This is a genomic window from Streptomyces albus subsp. chlorinus (assembly GCF_013302895.1).
Lineage (GTDB): Bacteria > Actinomycetota > Actinomycetes > Streptomycetales > Streptomycetaceae > Streptomyces > Streptomyces chlorinus.
Genome location: NZ_VJOK01000001.1, coordinates 5,051,079 through 5,071,609 on the forward strand (window position 1 = coordinate 5,051,079; position 20,531 = coordinate 5,071,609).

The window sequence follows — 20,531 nt, forward strand, 5'->3', positions numbered from 1 at the left end:
CCTGGAGGAGGGAGTGCCCTGGGGAGAGATGGCCGTCCTGGTGCGGGCGGGCGGGCGCTCCCTGCCCGTCGTCCGGCGCGCTCTCGTCTCCGCGGGCGTGCCCGTGGACGTGGACGGCGCCGATGTGCCGCTGCGTCACGAGCCCGCCGTCGCGCCCCTGCTCACAGCGCTGCGCGTGGCCGCACAGGGCGCGCTGTCCAACGACGCGCCCCTTGACACGGAGACGGCGCTCACCTTGCTGACCTCCCCGCTCGGCGGCATGGACGCGGCCGACCTGCGCCGGCTGGGCCGCGCACTGCGCGAGGAGGAGCGCGCGGCCGGCGCCAAGGTGCCGCGCCCCTCCGATGCCCTGCTGGCCGAGGCGCTGGCCGAGCCCGAACGCCTGGTCGCCCACACGCCGCAGTCCGCCGCGGCCACCACCGGTCCGGCCGGCAGGTCCGTGGAGGGCGCCCACGGCCTCGGTCTGCTGCTGCGCAAGACCCGGGAACTGCTGGCGGGCGGCGGCACGGCGGCGGAAGCTTTGTGGGAGCTGTGGAGCGGCACCGGCTGGCCCGACCGGCTGGAGCGGGCGGCCCGGCGCGGGGGGCCCGCGGGACGCAACGCGGACCGCGACCTGGACGCCGTGTGCACCCTGTTCGCCGTCGCGGCCCGCGCGGAGGAGCGCGGCGGCGGCCGGGGCGCCCTCAACTTCCTGGAGGAGCTGGAGGCCCAGGACATCGCCGCCGACACCCTCGTGGAGCGCGCGGTACGGCCCGAGGCGGTACGGCTGACGACCGCGCACCGTGCCAAGGGCCGCCAGTGGGGGCTGGTGGTCGTCGCCGGGGTGCAGGAGGGGCTGTGGCCCGACCTCCGACGCCGCGGGTCTCTCCTGGAGGCCGACCGCATCGGCCGCGACGGCATCGCCGAGCCGCTGTCCGCGGGGGCACTGCTGGCCGAGGAGCGCAGACTGTTCTACGTCGCGGTCACCCGGGCCAGGGAACGGCTGGTGGTCACCGCCGTCCGCGCCCAGGCGGAGGACGGCGACCAGCCCTCCCGGTTCCTGACGGAGCTGGGCGTCGAGCCCCAGCAGGTCGGCAGCCGCCCGCGCCGCCCGCTGTCGGTGCCCGCGCTGGTCGCCGAGCTGCGCGCCACCACCGTCGATCCGGACGCCTCGCCCGCGCTGCGGGACGCGGCGGCCCGGCGGCTGGCCCGGCTGGCGGCCGAGCGGGACGAGGAGGGCTATCCGCTGGTTCCGGCCGCGCACCCGCAGCGCTGGTGGGGGCTGGCCGAGCCCACCCGCTCCGAGGCGCCGCTGCGGGGGCGGGACCAGCCCGTGGCGCTGTCGGGCAGCGCGCTGGAGCAGCTCGCGCGCACCTGCTCCCTCCAGTGGTTCCTCACTCGCGAGGTCAAGGCCGACGAGCCCGCGACGGCCGCGCAGGGCTTCGGCAACGTGCTGCACGTCCTGGCCGACGAGGTGGCCTCCGGCAGCAGCCCCGCCGATCTGTCGGTGCTCATGGAGCGGCTGGACACCGTCTGGGAGGGGCTCGCCTTCGACGCGCCGTGGAAGTCACGGCAGGAGAAGGAGAGTGCGCGGGCGGCCCTGGAGCGCTTCGTGCGCTGGCACGTGATGGAGCGCGGTGAGGGCCGCGAACCCGTCGGCAGCGAGCACGGCTTCGAGGTGACGCTGCGGGCGGGCGAGTACGCCGTGCGGATCCGTGGCAGCATGGACCGCGTCGAACAGGACGCCCAGGGCCGCGCCTATGTGGTCGATTTCAAGACAGGCCGCACCCGTCCCACCGGCGCCGAGGTCGAACGCCATCCGCAGCTGGCCGTCTACCAGCTCGCCGTCAGGGAAGGCGCCGCCGACGCGCTGTTCGGCGGCCGGCGCCCGGAACCGGGCGGTGCCGAACTGGTGCACCTGCGGCTGGGCGCGGCCAAGCGGGACGGCGGGGACACCCTGCCCGTCGTCCAGCGCCAGGAGCCGGAGGGGACCGGCGGCGACTGGGTGGGGGAGCTGCTGGCCACGGCCGCCGCCCGCGTCCTGGACGAACGCTTCACGCCCTCCCCGGGACAGCACTGCACACACTGCGCCTTCCGCTCCGCCTGCTCCGCGCGCCCGGAGGGCCGGCACGTCGTGGAGTGAGACTTTCCACACCGGATGACCCCCTCCCGCCTCCTCCGCCCCTTTCACCCCGGCACCCCCTCCGGCCCCGCGGACCGCACCGTCCGGTGCCGGCCCCGGCTGTCAGCCACGAGCGCTAGCGTCTGAGGAGTGCCCGCACCACTCACCCACCCCGGACAGCTCGCCGAGCTGCTCGGTATCCCGTTCACCCCGGAGCAGACGGCCTGCATCACCGCGCCGCCCGCCCCGCAGGTGATCGTCGCCGGTGCGGGCTCGGGGAAGACCACCGTCATGGCGGCCCGCGTGGTCTGGCTCGTGGGCACGGGCCAGGTCGCACCCGACCGCGTCCTCGGCCTCACCTTCACCAACAAGGCGGCCGGAGAGCTGGCCGAACGCGTCCGCAAGGCGCTGCGCAGCGCGGGTGTCACCGACCCCGACCCGGCCGGTCCCGGCGGCGCCGAGGCCGGAGAGCCGCAGATCGCCACCTACCACGCCTTCGCCGGGCGGCTGCTGACCGAGCACGGGCTGCGCCTGGGCATCGAGCCCACCGTCCGGCTGCTGGCGGACGCCACCCGCTTCCAGCTCGCCGCCGGGGTGCTGCGCGCCGCCCGGGGCCCCTTCGAGGCGCTCACCAAATCCGTGCCCGCCCTCGTCGAGGACCTCCTCGCCCTGGACGCCGAGCTGTCCGAGCACCTGGTGCCGCCCGACCGGCTGCGCGCCCACGACGCGGACCTCCTCGCCGGGCTGGAGGGCGTACGGCTGACCAACGACAAGCTCCGCAAGGTTCCGCAGGCCGCGCGTGCCCGGCAGGAGCTGCTCGGCCTGGTCGAGGAGTACCGGGCGCGCAAACGGGAACTGGAGCGCATCGACTTCGGCGACCAGATCGCCCTGGCCGCCCGGCTCGCCCAGCTGCCCGACGTGGGGCGCGCCCTGCGCGAGCAGTTCTCCGTCGTCCTGCTGGACGAGTACCAGGACACCTCCGTCGCACAGCGCGTCCTGCTCGCCGGACTCTTCGGCCAGGGCACCGGCCACCCCGTCACCGCCGTCGGCGACCCCTGCCAGGCCATCTACGGCTGGCGCGGCGCCTCCGTCGCCAACCTGGACGACTTCCCCCGCCACTTCCCGCACGCCGACGGCACCCCCGCCCGCCGCCAGGCGCTGAGCGAGAACCGCCGCAGCGGCGGCCGCCTCCTGCGCCTCGCCAACGGCCTGGCCGCGCCGCTGCGCGAGCGGCACGAAGGCGTGGAGGCGCTGCGGCCCGCGCCCGGAGCCGAACGGGAGGGGCGGGTGCGTGCCGCACTCCTGCCCACCCAGTCCGAGGAGATCGACTGGCTGGCCGACTCCCTCGCACACCTGGTGCGCACCGGGACACCGCCCGGCGAGATCGCGGTGCTGTGCCGCGGCGCCGCCGACTTCGCCCAGATCCAGGGAGCCCTGGTCGCCCGCGACCTGCCCGTCGAGGTCGTGGGCCTGTCCGGGCTGCTGCACCTGCCCGAGATCGCCGACCTGGTGGCCGTCTGCGAGGTCCTCCAGGACCCCACCTCCAACGCCTCCCTGGTCAGACTGCTGACCGGACCGCGCTGGCGGGTAGGCCCCCGCGACCTGGCACTGCTGGGACGCCGCGCCGCGCTGCTGGTCGCCCCCCGGCGCGACGGCGCGGACGAGGACCCCGACGCACGGCTGGCCGCCGCCGTCGAGGGCGCCGACCCGGCCGAGCTGCGCTCCCTCGCCGACGCCCTCGACACCTTCCTGGAACCCGACGGCCACGACGACGAGCTGCCCTTCTCCGCCGAGGCCCGGGTGCGCTTCGCCCGGCTCGCGGCCGAGCTGCGCGAGCTGCGGCGCTCGCTGGCCGACCCGCTCATGGACGTCCTGCACCGGGTGCTCGCCGTCACCGGCCTGGAGGTGGAGCTGGCCGCCTCCCCGCACGCGGTGGCCGCCCGCCGGCGCGAGACCCTCGGCCAGTTCCTCGACATCGCCGCCGGTTTCGCCTCCCTGGACGGCGAGGCCACCCTGCTGGCCTTCCTCGCCTTCCTGCGTACCGCCGCGCAGTACGAGAAGGGCCTCGACAGCTCCCTGCCGGGCGGAGAGAACACCATCAAGGTGCTGACCGCGCACAAGTCCAAGGGGCTGGAGTGGGACGTGGTCGCGGTGCCCGGACTGGTCGCCAAGCAGTTCCCCAGCGAACAGGCACGCGAGAGCTGGCTCACCCAGCCCAAGGTGCTGCCCCACGCACTGCGCGGCGACGCGGACACCCTGCCGCCCCGGCCCGAGTGGAACGCCAAGGGCGTCAAGGAGCACGAGAACGCGCTGCGGGCCCACCAGACCACCGAGGAGCTGCGCCTCGGCTACGTCGCCTTCACCCGTCCCCGCAGCCTGCTGCTCGGCTCCGGCCACTGGTGGGGCCCCTCCCAGAAGCGCCCCAGGGGCCCCTCCGCCTTCCTGGAGGCACTGCGCGCCCACTGCGAGGCCGATCCCGCGCACGGCGAGGTCGAGCACTGGGCCGAGCCCCCCGAGGAGGGCGCGGACAACCCCGCACTGGAGGAGGCCGCCGAGGAGCGCGTATGGCCGCTCCCGCTGGACGAGGACGCCCTGGCGCTGCGCCGCGAGGCGGCGGCCCGGGTGCTGTCGTACCTGGAGCCGGTTCCGGTACCGCGGTCGGAGCCGCTGCCGGGGGCCTCACCGGAATCGGCCCCTCCGGAATCGGATCCCCCGGAGCCAAAGCCGTCGCAGGGGCCGGGCCAGAGCGCGGCAGCGGGGACGGGGGACGGGGCGCTCGCGGCCACGGAGCCGCCGGCGGCGGGTACCGGTCCCGGCCGGGAGGCGGCTGGGCTCACCCCCGAGGAAGCCCGCCTGGTCGCGGCCTGGGACCGGGACACCGAGGCCCTCACAGCGGAGCTGCGCCGCTCCCGCGCCGCCGTACGCGACGTACCGCTGCCCCGCACACTGACCGCCACACAGCTGCTGCGCCTGGCCGGCGACCCGGAGGGCTTCGCACGGGACCTGGCCCGGCCCATGCCGCGCCCCCCGCAGCCCGCCGCCGCCCGCCGCGGCACCCGCTTCCACGCCTGGGTGGAGTCCCGCTTCGAGGAGCTGACCCTGCCCCTGCTCGGTCCCGACGAACTGCCCGGCGCCGACGGCGAGGGCCCCGACGGCAGTGAGCCTCCGCACATCACCGACGAGCGCGACCTGGCCGCTCTGAAGGAGGCCTTCGAACGCACCCCCTACGCGCACCGCACCCCCTACCGGGTGGAGGCGCCCTTCCAGCTCGTCCTGGCCGGACGCGTCGTGCGGGGCCGTATCGACGCCGTCTACCGCGACCGCGCGCCGGACGGGAGTGTGACGTTCGACATCGTCGACTGGAAGACCGGGCGCGGTCGGGACGCCGACCCCCTCCAGCTCGCCGTCTACCGGCTCGCCTGGGCAGAGCAGCAGGGTGTGCCCCTTTCCTCGGTCACCGCGGGTTTCCTCTACGTGCGCAGCGGAGAGGTGGTACGGCCCCAGGACCTGCCCGACCGCACCGGCCTGGAGCGGCTCCTGCTGGGAGCCGCCGTGGCGGAGGACACAGGGGAGGACGGGGGACAGAAGGGGGGCCACGACGGCAGCCATCCGGCTGACGGGCAATCGTCCCGCGACCGTTAGGCTCGATGGCATGAGCACCACCCCGGCTCCCCCGGACAGCGCCGTCCGGGCCTTCATCCACGACCAGCGTTCCGCCTTCCTCTCCGACCTGACGGCATGGCTGCGCATACCCTCCGTCTCCGCCGACCCGGGGCGCGCGGACGACGTGCGGCGCAGCGCCGACTGGCTCGCCGCCACGCTGCGCGCGACCGGCTTCCCCGTCGCTGAGGTGTGGGAGACCGACGGGGCGCCCGCCGTCTTCGCCGAGTGGCCCTCCGACGACCCGGCGGCGCCCACCGTCCTCGTCTACGGCCACCACGACGTGCAGCCGGCCGACCGCGCGGACGGCTGGCACAGTGAGCCCTTCGTCCCCGAGGAGCGGGACGGCCGCCTCTACGCGCGCGGTGCCGCCGACGACAAGGGACAGGTGCTCTTCCACACCCTGGGGGTGCGCGCCCACCTCGCGGCCACCGGCCGCACCGCGCCCGCCGTGGGTCTCAAACTGCTGATCGAGGGCGAGGAGGAGTCCGGCTCGCCGCACTTCCCGGCCCTGCTGCGGCAGCACGCCCAGCGCCTGGCCTGCGACGCCGTCGTCGTCTCCGACACCGGCATGTGGGACGAGAACACGCCCACTGTCTGCACCGGTATGCGGGGCCTCACCGACTGCCAGATCGACCTGTACGGACCCGACCAGGACATCCACTCCGGCTCCTTCGGCGGCGCCGTCCCCAACCCGGCCACCGAGGCGGCCCGGCTGGCCGCGGCGCTGCACGACGAGGACCGCGTTGTGACGCTGCCCGGCTTCTACGACGGCGTCGTCGAGCTGACGGACGAGGAACGCGCGCTCTTCGCCGAGCTGCCCTTCGACGAGTCGGCCTGGGTGCGCGGCGCCCACTCGCACGCCACGCTCGGCGAGAGCGGCTACACCACCCTGGAGCGCGTCTGGGCCCGCCCCACCGCGGAGGTCAACGGCATCGGCGGCGGCTACCAGGGCCCCGGCGGCAAGACGATCGTGCCCTCCCGCGCGCAGCTCAAGCTGTCCTTCCGCACGGTCGCGGGACAGGACGAGGAGAAGATCCAGCAGTCGCTGCGCACCTGGGTCGCCGAGCGGCTCCCCGCGGGCATCCGGCACGAGATCACCTTCTGGGGCGCCACCCGCCCCTGCCTCACCCCGCTCGGCCACCCCGCACTGCGCTCCCTCACCCGCGCCATGTCCCGCGCCTTCGGCCGCCCCGTCCGCTACACCAGGGAGGGCGGCTCCGGCCCCGCCGCCGACCTTGAGGACGTCCTCGGCGTGCCCGTGCTCTTCCTGGGCATCTCCGTCCCCTCGGACGGCTGGCACGCGCCGAACGAGAAGGTCGAACTCGATCTCCTGTTCAAAGGCGCCGAGACGGCCGCCTACCTGTGGGACGACCTCGCCGCACACTGGAGCGCGGGCTGATACGGGCCGCCCACCCGCCCGGCAGGGCCGCACCGGGCGGCCCGCCACCCCGCACCGCCCGCCGCCCCGCCCGACCGACTCGCCACCGCCCGCCAACCGCCCCCTGACCCGGCCCCGGCAGGGCAGGGAGGCCCCGACACTGGGGGAGTAGGAACCACACGTGACCACCTCGACCTCGACGCACCGCCCCGCCTCCTCGCAGCCCGCCGACGCGCCCGGCACCGAGCAGCCCATCAGCCTCACCAGCACCGGCGGCATCGACCGCGCCTCCCACCACCGGCTGGACGAGGCATGGCTGGCGGCGGCCTGGAGCCACCCCACCACCCGGGTCTTCGTCGTCTCCGGCGGACAGGCACTGATCGAGGACAAGGAAGACGGCACGACGGAACTCGTCATGATGCCGTCCTTCGACGCCCCCTTCACCGAAGCCCACCGCTACTTCCTGGGCATAGACGAGGACGGGGTCCGCTACTTCGCGCTCCAGAAGGACAGCCTGCCCGGCCGGATGGACGACATCGCCCGGCCCGCGGGACTGCGCGAGGCGGGCGTCCTGCTGTCCGACCGCGACAGCGAACTGATGACCCACGCCGTCGGCCTGGAGAACTGGCAGCGCACCCACCGCTTCTGCTCCCGCTGCGGCGAGCGCACCGTCATCGCCGCGGCCGGACACATCCGCCGCTGCCCGGCCTGCGGTGCCGAGCACTACCCGCGCACCGACCCGGCCGTGATCATGCTCGTCACCGACGACCAGGACCGCGCCCTGCTGGGCCGCCAGGTGCACTGGCCCGAAGGCAGGTTCTCCACCCTGGCCGGCTTCGTGGAGCCCGGTGAGTCACTGGAGGCCGCCGTGCGCCGCGAGGTGGCCGAGGAAGCCGGCGTGAGCGTCGGACCCGTCTCGTATGTGGGCAGCCAGCCCTGGCCCTTCCCCTCCAGCCTGATGCTCGGCTTCATGGCACGCGCCACCTCTCCCCGGATCCAGGTCGACGGGGACGAGATCGAAGAAGCCCGCTGGTTCTCCCGCGACGACCTGCGGGCCGCCATCGAGTCCGGAGAGGTACTGCCGCCCTCCGGCATCTCTATCGCGGCCCGCCTGGTCGAACGCTGGTACGGCCGCCCCTTGCCGCAGCCCCGCGGAAACGACTGAGCACGGCGGGAGACCGGCCGTGCGACCAAACGGGACGAGCACGGCGGGAACCGGACGGGCGGCCGCCACCGGCTGAGCACGGCTGCCCGGACAGGCGACGGACGACACCAAGGTGCCGCCCGTCGCCGCGGATCATGCGCCGATCTTCGCCTTGACCTGCGCCAGCGAGGGGTTCGTCAGCGTCGAGCCGTCCGGGAACAGCACGGTCGGCACGGTCTGGTTGCCGCCGTTCGCCTTCTCCACGAAGGCCGCCGACTCCGGGTCCTGCTCGATGTTGACCTCGGTGTACGCGATGCCCTCGCGCTCCATCTGGCTTTTCAGCCGACGGCAGTAGCCGCACCAGGTGGTGCTGTACATCGTCACAGTTCCCGCCATCTTCCCGTGCTCCTTCTCTCGAATCGGTGCCTTCGCTCAACGTGCGGCGCGGCGCCGCCATTCCCACCGCCACCACCCGGCCCCGCACCATAAGTACGACAAACCCCCACACCCTGTGGACAACCCTCCCCACCGCCCCTCACCGGACTGGCAGCATGGCGGGGTGACAGCAGCAACGGACTCCCCTCTCTTCCCGCAGGCGCCCGACTCCGCCGACGCGGTGCTCGAAGGGCTCGACCCCGAGCAGCGCGAGGTGGCGACGGCCCTGCACGGTCCGGTGTGCGTCCTGGCCGGCGCCGGCACCGGCAAGACCCGGGCCATCACCCACCGCATCGCCTACGGCGTCCGCGCCGGCATCCTCCAGCCCGCCAGCGTGCTCGCCGTCACCTTCACCCAGCGCGCCGCCGGCGAGATGCGCGGCCGGCTGCGCCGGCTCGGCGCCCACGGAGTCCAGGCCCGCACCTTCCACTCCGCCGCCCTGCGCCAGCTCCAGTTCTTCTGGCCCCGCGCCGTCGGCGGCGATCTGCCGCCCCTCCTCGAGCGCAAGGCCCCCCTCGTCGCCGAGGCCGCCACCCGCTGCCGGCTGCGGCTCGACCGCAACGAGCTGCGCGATGTCACCGGCGAGATCGAATGGGCCAAGGTCACCCAGACCGTGCCCGAGGACTATCCGGCTGCCGCCGCCAAGGCCGGCCGCGAAGCCCCCCGCGACCCCGCCGAGACAGGCCGCATCTACGCCCTCTACGAACAGCTCAAACGCGAACGCTCGGTGATCGACTTCGAGGATGTCCTGCTGCTGACCGTCGGCGTCCTCGAGGAGCGCCCGGACATCGCCGAGACCGTCCGCGCCCAGTACCAGCACTTCGTCGTCGACGAGTACCAGGACGTCAGCCCTCTCCAGCAGCGGCTGCTGGAGCTGTGGGTCGGCGAGCGGGAGAACCTGTGCGTGGTCGGCGACGCCAGCCAGACCATCTACTCCTTCACCGGCGCCACCGCCGACCACCTCCTCGACTTCCGCACCCGCCACCCCGGCGCCACCGTCGTGAAGCTGGTGCGCGACTACCGCTCCACCCCCCAGGTCGTCCACCTGGCCAACGGACTGCTCTCCCAGGCCCGCGGCCGGGCCGCCGAGCACCGCCTCGAACTCGTCTCCCAGCGCGAACCGGGCCCCGATCCCGTCTTCGCCGAGTACGCCGACGAACCCGGCGAGGCCGAAGGCACCGCCCGCCGCATCCGCGACCTGATCGCCTCCGGCGTGCCCGCCAGCCAGATCGCGGTGCTCTTCCGCATCAACGCCCAGTCCGAGATCTACGAACAAGCCCTCGCCGACGCCGGAGTCCCCTGCCAGCTCCGCGGCGCCGAACGCTTCTTCGAGCGGCCCGAGGTGCGCGAAGCCTTCGTCGTGCTGCGCGGCGCCGCCCGCGCCGGCGGCAACGACGCCCTGCTGGACGACGCCGTCGACCTCCCCTCCCAGGTGCGCGCCGTCCTCGGCACCAAGGGCTGGACCCCCGAACCCCCCGCCGGCGCCGGAGCCGTCCGCGACCGCTGGGAATCCCTGGCCGCACTGGTGCGCCTGTCGGCGGACTTCGCCGCGGCACACCCCCAAGCGACCCTCGCGGACCTGGTCACCGAGCTGGACGAACGGGCCAGAGCCCAGCACGCCCCCACCGTCGAGGGCGTCACCCTCGCCTCCCTGCACGCCGCCAAGGGCCTGGAATGGGACGCGGTTTTCCTCGTCGGCCTCACCGACGGCATGCTCCCCCTCACCTACGCCAAGACCGACGCGCAGGCAGAGGAGGAACGCAGGCTCCTCTACGTCGGCATCACCCGCGCCCGCCGCGTCCTCACGCTCTCCTGGGCCCTCGCGCGCTCCCCCGGTGGCCGCCCCAGCAGACAGCCGAGCCGCTTCCTCAAGGGCCTGCGGCCCGGCACGGGACAAGCGGCCGTCTCCCGCCTCGGCACGGCCACCGGCAGCGTGGAGGGCGGCGGCTTCACCCGCCGCGTCCCCGAGACCCGGCAGCGCACACGCCGCGCCCCGGCCCGGTGCAGGGTGTGCGGGCGCACGCTGACCGACCCGGGCGAGGTCAAGCTGATGCGCTGCGAGGACTGCCCCTCGGAGCTGGACGAGGTCCTCTACGAGCGCCTGCACCGCTGGCGCGCCCGCCAGGCCGCGCGGATCGGCCAGCCGGACTACTGCGTCTTCACCGACAAGACGCTCCTGGCCATCGCCGAGACCGTCCCCGGCGACGAGGCGGCGCTCTCCCGGATCTCGGGTGTCCGCAGCCGCAAGCTCCAGCAGTACGGCGCCGACGTGCTGGCCCTGTGCGCCGGCGAGGTCCTGCCGGGGGAGGAGGACGACGAGACGTAGCACGACGGGGTGGGGCGGGGAGGGGTGGGGGGGAGGGGGAGGGGGCCCGGAGAAGGCTCCGAACGCGAGCCCCCGCCTCTGTCACAGAAGCTGTGACAGAAAGTCGCGGAAAATAGTTTGCGCCCGCCGTCCGGAGCCTCATAGCCTTCCGGACATGGAGAGGGCGGGCCTTTTCGTCCCCCCTCTTCCATGCTGTACTAAGACCTGAACATGTACGGATCGGCTTCGCGGCCGGTCCCCGAGACGCCGAGAGGAGGCGAGACCAGTGGCAGCCATTATTTCCGAGATCAAAATGACCGATCACTCGGTCGTTTCCGCCTGCCTGCTCGGCTCCGGCCTCCACGGCACCGGTCTGTCCGGCGCCGAACTGGGCGGCAATGAGCGACCGACCAAGGCACCCGAGGTAGCAGCACGCGCGAAGGCAGCGGCCTTTGCCAGTGGCTTCGCGGCCAACGGTGCCGGCGACGGACGCCAGAAGACGCAGCGCTACACGATGTGGGCCTTCCGTGGGCTCCGACCTTGGAGAGATCCAGCCTGATCGGCGAGATCAGGTCGGCACCTTCCAGGGCCGCGGAACCCACACCGGGATCCGCGGCCCTTCTGTTTGCCCGACCGGCCACCAGCCGGACCGACAACACAACAGACACACGACAGACAGGAAGAACCGACAGTGCACACCGAGACGCACCCCGACACGCTGCGCCCCGCGCCTTCTCTGCCGCCTGATGTCACCACGGAGGACTCCTTGACCGCCCCGCAGATCACCCTCACCGAGCTCGACGACGCGATCGAGCGTCTCGGCGTCGACGTTCCCTGCCGCTCCTACGACCCCGAGGTCTTCTTCGCCGAGGCCCCGGCGGACGTCGAGTACGCCAAGTCCCTCTGCCAGACCTGCCCGCTGCGTGAGGCCTGCCTCGCCGGTGCCAAGGACCGCCGCGAGCCGTGGGGCGTCTGGGGCGGCGAGCTGTTCGTCCAGGGCGTCGTCGTACCCCGCAAGCGTCCGCGGGGGCGTCCGCGCAAGAACCCGGTGACGGCATGAGCTCCCACCGGCAGGGCACCCGGGCCCGCCGCACCTCGGCGGCCGGAACGATCGACAACCCGTCGGCGCTGGACCCCCGTATGCGCCACCTCACGAAGCAGGACCCGACGATGAGACCCACCCACGAGACCACCGCTCACTCCCACTCCGACGCGACGCTCGTCCGTCAGAACAGGACCCGCGACATGCAACTCATGCCAGAAAGCTTGGCGAGAGCGCACATACAGAACAGGCTGCACGAGTCCGCCTCGGAGCAGCGCGCGCTGCGGCTGCGGTCGGCGCGGCGCCTCCAGCGGCGGGCCGAGCGGGCCACGCTCCGGGCGCGGCGCGCCCTCGCGATGGCCGTGATGCAGTAGGGGCAGCAGGGGAACGAGAGCCGGGGCCGGGCCCCGGCTCTCGTCGTTTTCGCGGCGGTGCCGGACGCCGTCTCCGCGTTTGTGCCCCGCCGGGCTGTCAGAGCGCCGCCTGCGAGGGCTCGGGCGTTTCCGGGGTCTCGGTCTCCCGGGTTTCTTCGGGTTCTCCCGGGGTGTCGCGTCCCTCGGTTTCGTCGGCTACGTCGGCTGTATCGGCTTCGTCATCGGCTTCGTTAGGCCCGAGGCCGGGTTCGCGGTCCGCCGCCGGGGCGAAGCCGGGTACCCAGGTCTCCATGTCGTCGCGCATGCGTACGGTGGCGCCGAGCTGGCACAGCACTCCGATCGTGCTGAGCGTCACCCGGTGGATCAGCAGGTAGGACGGTGGCAGGTTGAGCTGCCGCCCCAGCTGGTGGGCGGGGGAGCGGGGGTCGGCCACGCGTGCGGCCTGCCCTCGCATCCACTCCCGGCTGAAGGTGAACTCCTCGACGCAGGCGGGCTCGATGATCGGCAGCAGGTAGTCCCGCACCGCCTCGGGGTCCAGTTCTATGCGCTCCTTGATGAAGCCTTCTTCCCGCAGCAGTTCGTAGGCGGTCTCGGCGTCGCCGTCGAGCATGAGCCGCATGACGGGACCGATGGTGGGGGGCAGGCCGTCGGGCAGCCGGTCCACGGTGCCGAAGTCCAGCACGCCCAGGCGCCAGTCCTCGGGTGAGCTGCTGTCGCCGGTCACCAGACGGAAGTTGCCCGGGTGCGGGTCGGCGTGGAGCAGCCCGGTGCGTACGGTGCCGGAGAAGAGGAAACGGCTCAGCAACTGCCCGGCGCGGTCCCGTTCCTCCCGGGTGCCGTCGGCTATCACCTCGGAGAGCGGGGTGCCGGTCAGCCACTCGGTGACCAGGACTTCGTCTCCTTGGTGCACCACGTCGGGGACGAGGACGTCCGGGTCGCCGGCGTACTCCTGCGCGTAGGTGTGCTGGGCTTCGGCTTCGAGCGCGTAGTCGAGTTCCTCGGTGACCCGGTCATGCAGTTCGGTGATGAGCGGTTTGATGTCCATGCCGGGTATGAGGGGTCCCAGCAGGCGGGCGAAGCGTCCGAGTTGGGCGAGGTCCGATACGAGGGCGTCGCCGGCGCCCGGGTACTGCACCTTCACCGCCACATCTCGGCCGTCGTGCCAGACCGCGCGGTGGACTTGGCCTATGGAGGCGGCAGCGGCGGGTTTGTCGTCGAACTGGAGGAAGTTGTTCCGCCACTGTTCGCCCAGCCGTTCGGCCAGCACCTTGTGCACGGTGCGGGTGGGCATGGGCGGGGCGGCTTCCTGAAGTCGGGTGAGGGTGGCTCGGTAGGGGCCCGCCAGTTCGTCGGGGAGCGCGGATTCGAAGACCGAGAGGGCTTGTCCGAACTTCATGGCGCCCCCTTTCAGCTCTCCGAGGACCTTGAACAGCTGCTCGGCGGTGCGCTGTTGCAGCTCGTGGCCGACGAGTTCCGCGGAGATGCCCCCGAGGCGCTTGCCCAGCCCCCATGCGGAGCGGCCCGCGAAGCCCAGCGGCAGGGCGGCCAGTTTGGCCGTGCGCGTCACCGCCTTGCGGGGAAGATCAGACATGCGTCCCTCCAACTCCCTGACAGCTCAACCGAGACAGCACCGAGGACGGCGGTCACCCGGTCATTGTGGCGTGCGTGTGGTCGTTCGCGGAGCCCGCGGGTGGGGGGCTCACCGAAGCGGCACCGCATGGACACTCGGGGTGCGCGGCGAACTGCTCGGTGTCGGGCAGCAGATGGGGAAGAGCCAAGCGCAGGCGGTATCCGGCCGCGCACGCTCCGTCTCCGTCGAGGTAGCTGAGCGCGTAGGAGGCGACGGCTCCGGCCACCATGGTGGCGAGCGCGGTGTCGCAGGCGGGGACCCCCGTGCGCCGCCTGCCGGCCGTCCGCCACTGGCCGACCAGCATCGGCCAGCTGGGCTCGCGCTCGGCCCGGTTGCGTGCCAGGCAGTCCGCGCACGGTGTCGTACCGGGCAGCACCAGTGGGCCCACCACGCCGGTGGCTTCGACCACACCGCCGTACAGATGCGGGGTGCCCGCTTCCATGAACCGTCCGGCGACCTCCGGGTCGGGCGCGTAGGCGTCCAGTCCGTCGCGTGGGGCGATGACCACGAGGCTGATCCCTCCCCGCGCCGTGCTCTTCCAGGCGCGTGACTGCCGTACCGCCGCGCGGGCGGCGACGTCCCGGCGCGTGCCCACGTCCTCCGGCGCGATGCCGCCCGGTGCGGTGTCCCACTCCTCGACCACGCCGCCGTCGACCACGTCCACTTGCCCCACACCCGCCGCCGCCAGTGTCGCGGCGACGGTCCCGCCCACCCGGCCGGCTCCGCGCACCTGTACGCGTGCCTCGCGGCGGGCGGCGAGCCTGCGCACTCCGCCGCCCGGTTCGCGGTGCACCACGGACAGTGAGGCCAGGTCCGGCCGCAGCCGTTCGGTGATGCTCGCCGAGGCCGTGCGGTCGGCCGTCGCGTCGTCGAGGATTCCCGCGGTCACCAGCCGCTGGGTGAGCTTTTCGGGAGTCTGGGGCGCGAGCCCGAGCCGGTGCGCCTCCTGCTTGAGCCGTTCCATGCTGCGCGTGCCGTCCATCAGATCCATGAACGCGGCTGTGGTGTCGCTCACCGGCCCCAGCAACACGGCGTGCGCGGGTGCCATGCCGTACTGCACCGTTTCCCTGTCCCGCCAGCCCCGCCGCAGCGCCGGCTTGATCATCGGATGCATGCTGCCCCCCTGGCCCGCCGGGACGTGCCCCGGCTGTGCTGCCGATCCCGGTCGATCGGTCACTGCGGACAGCATGCGGGCCGGCACCGGACCGGCGGGGCGGGTTTTCCACAGGCACCCGGCGTTAGTCGTATGAATGGGCGTCGTGTGGTCCTGGGGACGCGCTCGTCTGCTCCGGCCTCGCCCCGTCCTCTGCGCCCTCTTCCCCCCTTTCACCTGCGAACGAGCCTGGAGTGGGGACTTCCGCCGCTGCCAGCGGGTAACGTCGAGACGTGTCCGCCGACCCGCTGAACAGCATCAGCCGCACCAGACAGAGCGCGGTCGAGGTGCGCCGGAGCGCGCGCCGACGCCGTACGGTCTCCGCCTACCGCGAGGGTGACCGCACCGTGGTGCTCCTCCCGGCACGTATGTCGGCCGACGAGGAGCAACGGTGGGTCGGCGTGATGCTCGACAAGCTGGCCGCGCAGGAGAGCCGGCGCATGCTCGACGACGCCGACCTGACCCGGCGTGCGGCCCAGCTGTCCGAGCAGTACCTCGACGGGCACGCCTGCCCCTCCTCGGTCCGCTGGGTGACCAACCAGAACACCCGCTGGGGATCGTGCACCCCCGCCGAGGGCAGCATCCGTCTGTCCCACCGCCTGCAGGGCATGCCCGAGTACGTCATCGACTACGTGCTGCTGCACGAGCTGGCACATCTGCTCGTACCCGGGCACGGTCCGCGCTTCTGGCGGCTGCTGGACGCCTATCCGCGCACCGAGCGGGCCCGCGGCTATCTGGAGGGCGTCGCGGCGGCCGAGCGGCTGCCGCACCAGCCCGTCAGACGAGAGGGTCCGGACGAGGACTGAGCGCGAGGGCCGCCTCCGTGCGCCGGGCGAGCCGCACCACGGAAGCGTCCGCCACCTCGGCCAGCTCCTCGAACGGGAACCAGCGCAGCTCCAGTGACTCGTCGCTGAGGACCTCGACGGCACCCTCGGGCGCGAGGGCCGCGTACTGCACATCGAGATGCCAGGCGCACGGAGTGCGGTGCTTGTCGAGCGCGACGGGGCCGCCGGGCAGCAGGGTCAGCCCGGCGATGCCCGACTCCTCGGTGGCCTCCCGCAGCGCGGCCTCGGACAGGGTGGCGTCCTCGGGCTCGCAGTGGCCGCCCAGCTGGAGCCACATCTTCAGCTTGCGGTGCAAAGTGAGCAGCACCTTGCCCGCTGCCGGGTCGACGACCAGTGCGCTGGCGGTGAGGTGACCGGCCGAGCACCCTTTCCACATGCCCTCCGGGTGCGCGGCCAGATGGTGCAGATACTCCTGGCGCAGCCGCTCCTGTCCCACGTCACCGTCCCGGGCGCGCCACCGGGTCAGTACCCGCTCGGCGTCCGTGCGCAGAGCGTTTGGCCCGGCGCTCACCGGGTGCCTTCGCCGTCGCCGCCCTGGGCGTCGCCTTCGCCGTTGCCGTCCTTGCCGCCGTCGCCCTTGCCGGTCCCGGTGCGTCCGTTGTCCGCCTGTCCGCTGTCGGTGCCCGGGCTCTTGGGGGCTGTGCTGTCGGTGCCGGCCGCCGCGTCGCCCAGCATCCGGTCCAGCTCGGAGAAGTCCGGCTGCTCGTTGTGCACGAAGGCGTCCGGGTCGTCCAGGTCGGCGGCCGTGGGCAGCATGTCCGGGTGCGCCCACAGGGCGTCGCGCCCCTCGGAGCCGCGCGCGTCGGCGAGTGACGCCCACAGCCGGGAGGCGTCCCGCAGCCGCCGGGGGCGCAGCTCGAGGCCGATCAGCGTCGCGAAGGTCTGCTCGGCGGGGCCGCCGGAGGCGCGCCTCCTGCGCAGCGTCTCCCGCAGTGCCGAGGCCGACGGCAGGTGGGGTTCGGCCGCCGCGTGCACGACGGCGTCCACCCAGCCCTCGACCAGCGCGAGTGCCGTCTCCAGCCGGGCCAGGGCGGCCTTCTGCTCGGGGGTGTCCTCGGGCTGGAACATGCCCTGCTGGAGCGCCTCCTGCAGCTCCTCGGGCCGCTGCGGGTCCAGCTGGCCGACGACGTCCTCCAGCTTGGCCGTGTCCACCTTGATGCCCCGCGCGTACCCTTCGACGGCGCCGAAGAGGTGCGAGCGCAGCCACGGGACGTGCGCGAACAGCCGCTGGTGTGCGGCCTCCCGCAGCGCCAGGTAGAGGCGGACCTCTTCCAGCGGGATGCCGAGGCCCTTGCCCAGGGCGTCGATGTTGACCGGCAGCAGTGCGGCCTTGCCCGCGGGGCCGAGGGGCAGTCCGATGTCGGTGGAGCCGACGACCTCGCCCGCCAGCACGCCCAGCGCCTGGCCGATCTGCGTGCCGAACATGGCGCCGCCCATGGAGCGCATCATGCCGAGCAGCGGGCCCGCCATCGCCTGCATCTCCTCGGGCAGGACGCTGCCCATGGCCGCACCCACGCGCTCGGCCACCGGGTCGACCAGGTCCTTCCAGACCGGCAGCGTGCCCTCGACCCACTCCGCGCGGCTCCAGGCCACCGCCGAACCGGACCCGGAGGGCAGCGACGTCACACCGTCCAGCCACAGGTCCGCGAGCCGCACCGCCTCCTCGACGGCCGCGCGGTCCTGCGGCCCCACGGAGGCGTCCTTGGAGCCGTCCTGGGCACCGGCGGCCACGGTCTGCCGGGCGATGTCCTTGGCCATGTCCCAGTTCACCGGGCCGCCCTCGTAGGAGAGCATCTGGCCCAGCTTCTGGAAGGCCGCTCCGAGATCGTTCGGGTCGAACTGGCCACCTCCGCCGCCCAGCGAGCCGAACATCGCGGCCAGCGGGTTGTCGGCGCCGCCGGAGCCCGGGCCGCCACCGAAACCGAACGGGTTGGGCCGGCCGCCCGGCTGGTCGCCGCCCGGCTTCTTCTTGCCCTCGTCCCCGTCCTCGGGCTCCTCGGGAGGTACGCCGAATCCGAATGGGGTGTCACTCACGGGTTTCCTCGGCTCTGTCTCGTCGGACGGTTGGTGGTCACCGGACGGTCTGCACGCCCCTGGGGACGCGGCGCATGTCCTGGGTGCGATCTGCGGGCTCTGCCCCCAGCCTAGACACCAGTCAGGCAGGATGGAGTCCGCGCACCTCGTACCAGAAACAACCACTGGAGACGCCCGGTGAGTTCCTCCGAGTCCCACGTTCGCGCAGCGCGAACCCCGACCGTCGCCGTCACCGGCGCCGCCGCGGGGGTCGGCGCGCTGCTCACCGAGCGGCTGGCGGCCTCCGAGGAGATCAAGCAGGTCATCGCCCTCGACGAGCGGCGCGGAGAGGTCAGCGAGGCCCAGTGGCACACGCTCGACGTGCGCGATCCGGTGATCGCCGACCGGCTGCGCGGGGACGGCGACCCGGTGGATGTCGTCGTCCACCTCGCGCTCGACCTCGACCTGGAGACCGATCCGGCCGCACGCACCGCCTACAACGTCCGCGGCACCCAGACCGTGCTGACGGCCGCCGCCGCGGCGGGGGTGCGGCGCGTCGTCCTGTGCACGTCCGCCATGGTCTACGGAGCGCTGCAGGACAACGACGTTCCGCTGTCGGAGGATGCCGAGCTGCGGGCCACCGCGGACGCCACCGGTGTGGGCGACCTGCTGGAGATCGAGCGCCTGGCGCGGCGGGCACCGCGCGCGCACCCCGGACTGAACGTGACCGTCCTGCGCCCCGCCGTGCTGGTGGGTGCCGGTACGGACACCACACTGACCCGCCACTTCGAGTCGCCGCGCCTGCTGGTGGTTGCCGGGTCGCGGCCCTGCTGGCAGTTCTGCCACGTCGAGGACCTGGTGAGCGCGCTCGAGTACGCGGTGCTGGAGAAGGTCGAAGGGGAGATGGCCGTCGGCTGCGACGGCTGGCTGGAACAGGAGGAGATCGAGCAGCTGACCGGTATGCGTCGTATGGAGCTGCCCTCCAGCGTCGCCCTTGGAGCGGCGTCCCGGCTGCACCGGCTCGGCCTGACGCCGTCCCCGGCCGCTGATCTCGCCTACACCATGTACCCCTGGGTCGTCAGCGGCAGCAGACTGCACGACGCGGGCTGGCGGCCCCGTTGGACGAACGAAGAGGTGCTGGCCGAGCTGGTGGAGGAGGTCTCCGGCAGGCACACCGTCGCGGGGCGCCGCCTGGGCCGCACCGAGGCGGCGACGGCGGCCGGCGCGGCAGGTGCCACCGTGGCACTGCTGGGAACCGCGGCACTGGTGCGCAGGGCGCGCAAGCGGCGCGGGCTCTAGGGCGCACACGGCACACGTCCGGGTTCTGGGGCGCACGCGTTTCCGGGTGACCGGCGTCCCTGAGCGCCCCAGTTGCGGACCCGGCCGACGCGCTCCGGCTGCCAGCTGCCCTGGAAGCCGGACACAGCGGAAACCGTGCAAACCGGAAACCGGGCGCCCCGGAGGCCGGGTGTTCCGGAATCGCACCGGGTAGGGCAGCATGACCGGCATGGCTCAGACGTACGACGCCGCGGGCACCGGCGGCCAGGGGAAGTACCCCGACCACCCGGGCGAGCGGGCCGCCGCCGATCCCATCCGCCTGCTGCAGATCCGCGAGACGCCACTGTCCGTGGACGAGGTGTTTTCCGCCGTCAATGATCACGCCGCGGGCGGTACGGCGCTGTTCGTGGGCACCGTGCGGGACCATGACGGCGGCAGCGACGTCGCCCGTTTGGGTTACTCCTCGCACCCCACCGCCGAGGCGGAGCTGCGCAGGGTCGCAGAAAAGGTCGTCGCCGACCGTCCGGTGCGGGCCCTGGCCGCCGTGCACCGGGTCGGGGACCTGGAGGTGGGCGACCTGGCCGTGGTCGTGGCCGTCTCCTGCCCCCACCGCGCCGAGGCGTTCGACGCCTGCCGCAAGCTCATCGACGACCTCAAGCACGAGGTCCCGATCTGGAAGCACCAGACCTTCTCCGACGGCACCGAGGAGTGGGTCGGCGTCTAGCGGTGCCGGAGTGCCCCTGCCGCCCCGAGCCCGGGCGCACCCCCCCGAGCCCCGTGCGCAGGCCCCCCGGGCGGCGGAACGCGTCGGCCGGCCGGGTGCCCCTCGCGGGACCGTTCGGCGCAGCCCTGTGACGCGCAGGGGTGCCCTGGTTCCGGTTGCGTAACCGCCCCCTGGAACGGACCGTTGAGGTACCGACGGTTAATCTGCTCATCGGCCGGTCTGCCGGCCGCCGGGCCGTGTGCCCGGGAGGCACGTTCGAGGGGTCGGGAGGTTCCGATGGCGGCTCTCGCCTGGTTGCTGATTCCGGTCGTCGCCGCTGTCGCCGCCAGCCTGTGGGGAAGCTGGGCCGGGCGGCGCCGTGTCAAGACACCCGACGCCGCAGGCGTCGCGGGGTACGAACGTTTCCGTGCCGCGATGGAGCGCTCCAGCGCGGGCGGCCCCGCGGG

Annotated in this window: 16 protein-coding genes; 11 read left to right on the forward strand and 5 right to left on the reverse strand. The window is 73.4% G+C overall.

Annotated elements, in window-relative coordinates:
• From FM076_RS22155 to nudC, 4 genes are all read left to right on the forward strand, one after another.
• Positions 1–2,122: UrvD/REP family ATP-dependent DNA helicase (locus FM076_RS22155; protein WP_173872726.1), on the forward strand; the 2,122-nt coding region annotated here is incomplete at its 5' end.
• 129 nt (positions 2,123–2,251) lie between these two features.
• Positions 2,252–5,743, forward strand: coding sequence for a UvrD-helicase domain-containing protein (locus FM076_RS22160; RefSeq protein WP_173872727.1), 3,492 nt, complete (start codon positions 2,252–2,254; stop codon positions 5,741–5,743).
• A 10-nt stretch (positions 5,744–5,753) separates the two neighbouring features.
• Entirely contained in the window at positions 5,754–7,163 is a 1,410-nt protein-coding gene (locus tag FM076_RS22165; RefSeq protein ID WP_173872728.1) for a M20/M25/M40 family metallo-hydrolase, read from the forward strand.
• Between the two features lie 232 nt (positions 7,164–7,395).
• Positions 7,396–8,307: an NAD(+) diphosphatase gene (gene nudC, locus FM076_RS22170; protein ID WP_173874921.1), complete on the forward strand. Its 912-nt coding sequence runs from the start codon at positions 7,396–7,398 to the stop codon at positions 8,305–8,307.
• A 132-nt stretch (positions 8,308–8,439) separates the two neighbouring features.
• On the opposite strand, the gene FM076_RS22175 is transcribed toward nudC, so the two are convergent.
• Complete coding sequence (locus FM076_RS22175) at positions 8,440–8,682, reverse strand: mycoredoxin (protein WP_173872729.1); 243 nt, start codon at positions 8,680–8,682, stop codon at positions 8,440–8,442.
• Between the two features lie 163 nt (positions 8,683–8,845).
• Here FM076_RS22175 and FM076_RS22180 point away from each other — a divergent pair, with 163 nt between their 5' ends.
• The 4 genes from FM076_RS22180 to FM076_RS22195 all read left to right on the forward strand — a co-directional run bounded on the left by FM076_RS22180 (position 8,846) and on the right by FM076_RS22195 (position 12,442).
• Entirely contained in the window at positions 8,846–11,047 is a 2,202-nt protein-coding gene (locus FM076_RS22180) for a UvrD-helicase domain-containing protein (RefSeq protein WP_173872730.1), read from the forward strand.
• A 265-nt stretch (positions 11,048–11,312) separates the two neighbouring features.
• The gene (locus FM076_RS22185) at positions 11,313–11,585 is read left to right on the forward strand and encodes a hypothetical protein (protein WP_173872731.1); all 273 of its coding nucleotides are present in this window, start codon (positions 11,313–11,315) and stop codon (positions 11,583–11,585) included.
• A 132-nt stretch (positions 11,586–11,717) separates the two neighbouring features.
• Positions 11,718–12,086, forward strand: a complete 369-nt coding sequence (locus FM076_RS22190) for a WhiB family transcriptional regulator (protein ID WP_173872732.1) — start codon at positions 11,718–11,720, stop codon at positions 12,084–12,086.
• Positions 12,083–12,442, forward strand: a complete 360-nt coding sequence (locus FM076_RS22195; protein WP_173872733.1) for a hypothetical protein — start codon at positions 12,083–12,085, stop codon at positions 12,440–12,442. The genes FM076_RS22190 and FM076_RS22195 overlap by 4 nt, the downstream gene beginning before the upstream one ends.
• Positions 12,443–12,539: 97 nt before the next feature.
• Here the strand turns inward: FM076_RS22195 and FM076_RS22200 are convergent, their stop codons facing one another.
• A complete protein-coding gene (locus FM076_RS22200; protein WP_173872734.1) occupies positions 12,540–14,033 on the reverse strand; it encodes an ABC1 kinase family protein in 1,494 nt (497 codons plus the stop codon).
• Positions 14,034–14,085: 52 nt separating this feature from the next.
• Complete coding sequence (locus FM076_RS22205; protein ID WP_173872735.1) at positions 14,086–15,186, reverse strand: ThiF family adenylyltransferase; 1,101 nt, start codon at positions 15,184–15,186, stop codon at positions 14,086–14,088.
• A 272-nt stretch (positions 15,187–15,458) separates the two neighbouring features.
• Between FM076_RS22205 and FM076_RS22210 the strand changes: the two genes are divergently transcribed.
• The gene (locus tag FM076_RS22210) at positions 15,459–16,031 is read left to right on the forward strand and encodes a SprT-like domain-containing protein (protein WP_173872736.1); all 573 of its coding nucleotides are present in this window, start codon (positions 15,459–15,461) and stop codon (positions 16,029–16,031) included.
• Here FM076_RS22210 and FM076_RS22215 read toward each other — a convergent pair.
• Positions 16,003–16,581 carry an NUDIX domain-containing protein gene (locus FM076_RS22215; protein WP_173872737.1) on the reverse strand — a complete coding sequence of 193 codons (579 nt, stop codon included), beginning with the start codon at positions 16,579–16,581 and terminating at the stop codon, positions 16,003–16,005. The genes FM076_RS22210 and FM076_RS22215 overlap by 29 nt on opposite strands.
• Complete coding sequence (locus FM076_RS22220) at positions 16,578–18,104, reverse strand: zinc-dependent metalloprotease (protein ID WP_173872738.1); 1,527 nt, start codon at positions 18,102–18,104, stop codon at positions 16,578–16,580. The genes FM076_RS22215 and FM076_RS22220 overlap by 4 nt, the downstream gene beginning before the upstream one ends.
• 177 nt (positions 18,105–18,281) lie before the next feature.
• Between FM076_RS22220 and FM076_RS22225 the strand changes: the two genes are divergently transcribed.
• Both FM076_RS22225 and FM076_RS22230 read left to right on the forward strand, forming a co-directional pair.
• Positions 18,282–19,382 carry an NAD-dependent epimerase/dehydratase family protein gene (locus tag FM076_RS22225; RefSeq protein ID WP_173872739.1) on the forward strand — a complete coding sequence of 367 codons (1,101 nt, stop codon included), beginning with the start codon at positions 18,282–18,284 and terminating at the stop codon, positions 19,380–19,382.
• Positions 19,383–19,581: 199 nt separating this feature from the next.
• Positions 19,582–20,085, forward strand: a complete 504-nt coding sequence (locus FM076_RS22230) for a molybdenum cofactor biosynthesis protein MoaE (RefSeq protein ID WP_173872740.1) — start codon at positions 19,582–19,584, stop codon at positions 20,083–20,085.
• Positions 20,086–20,531 lie beyond the last annotated feature (446 nt).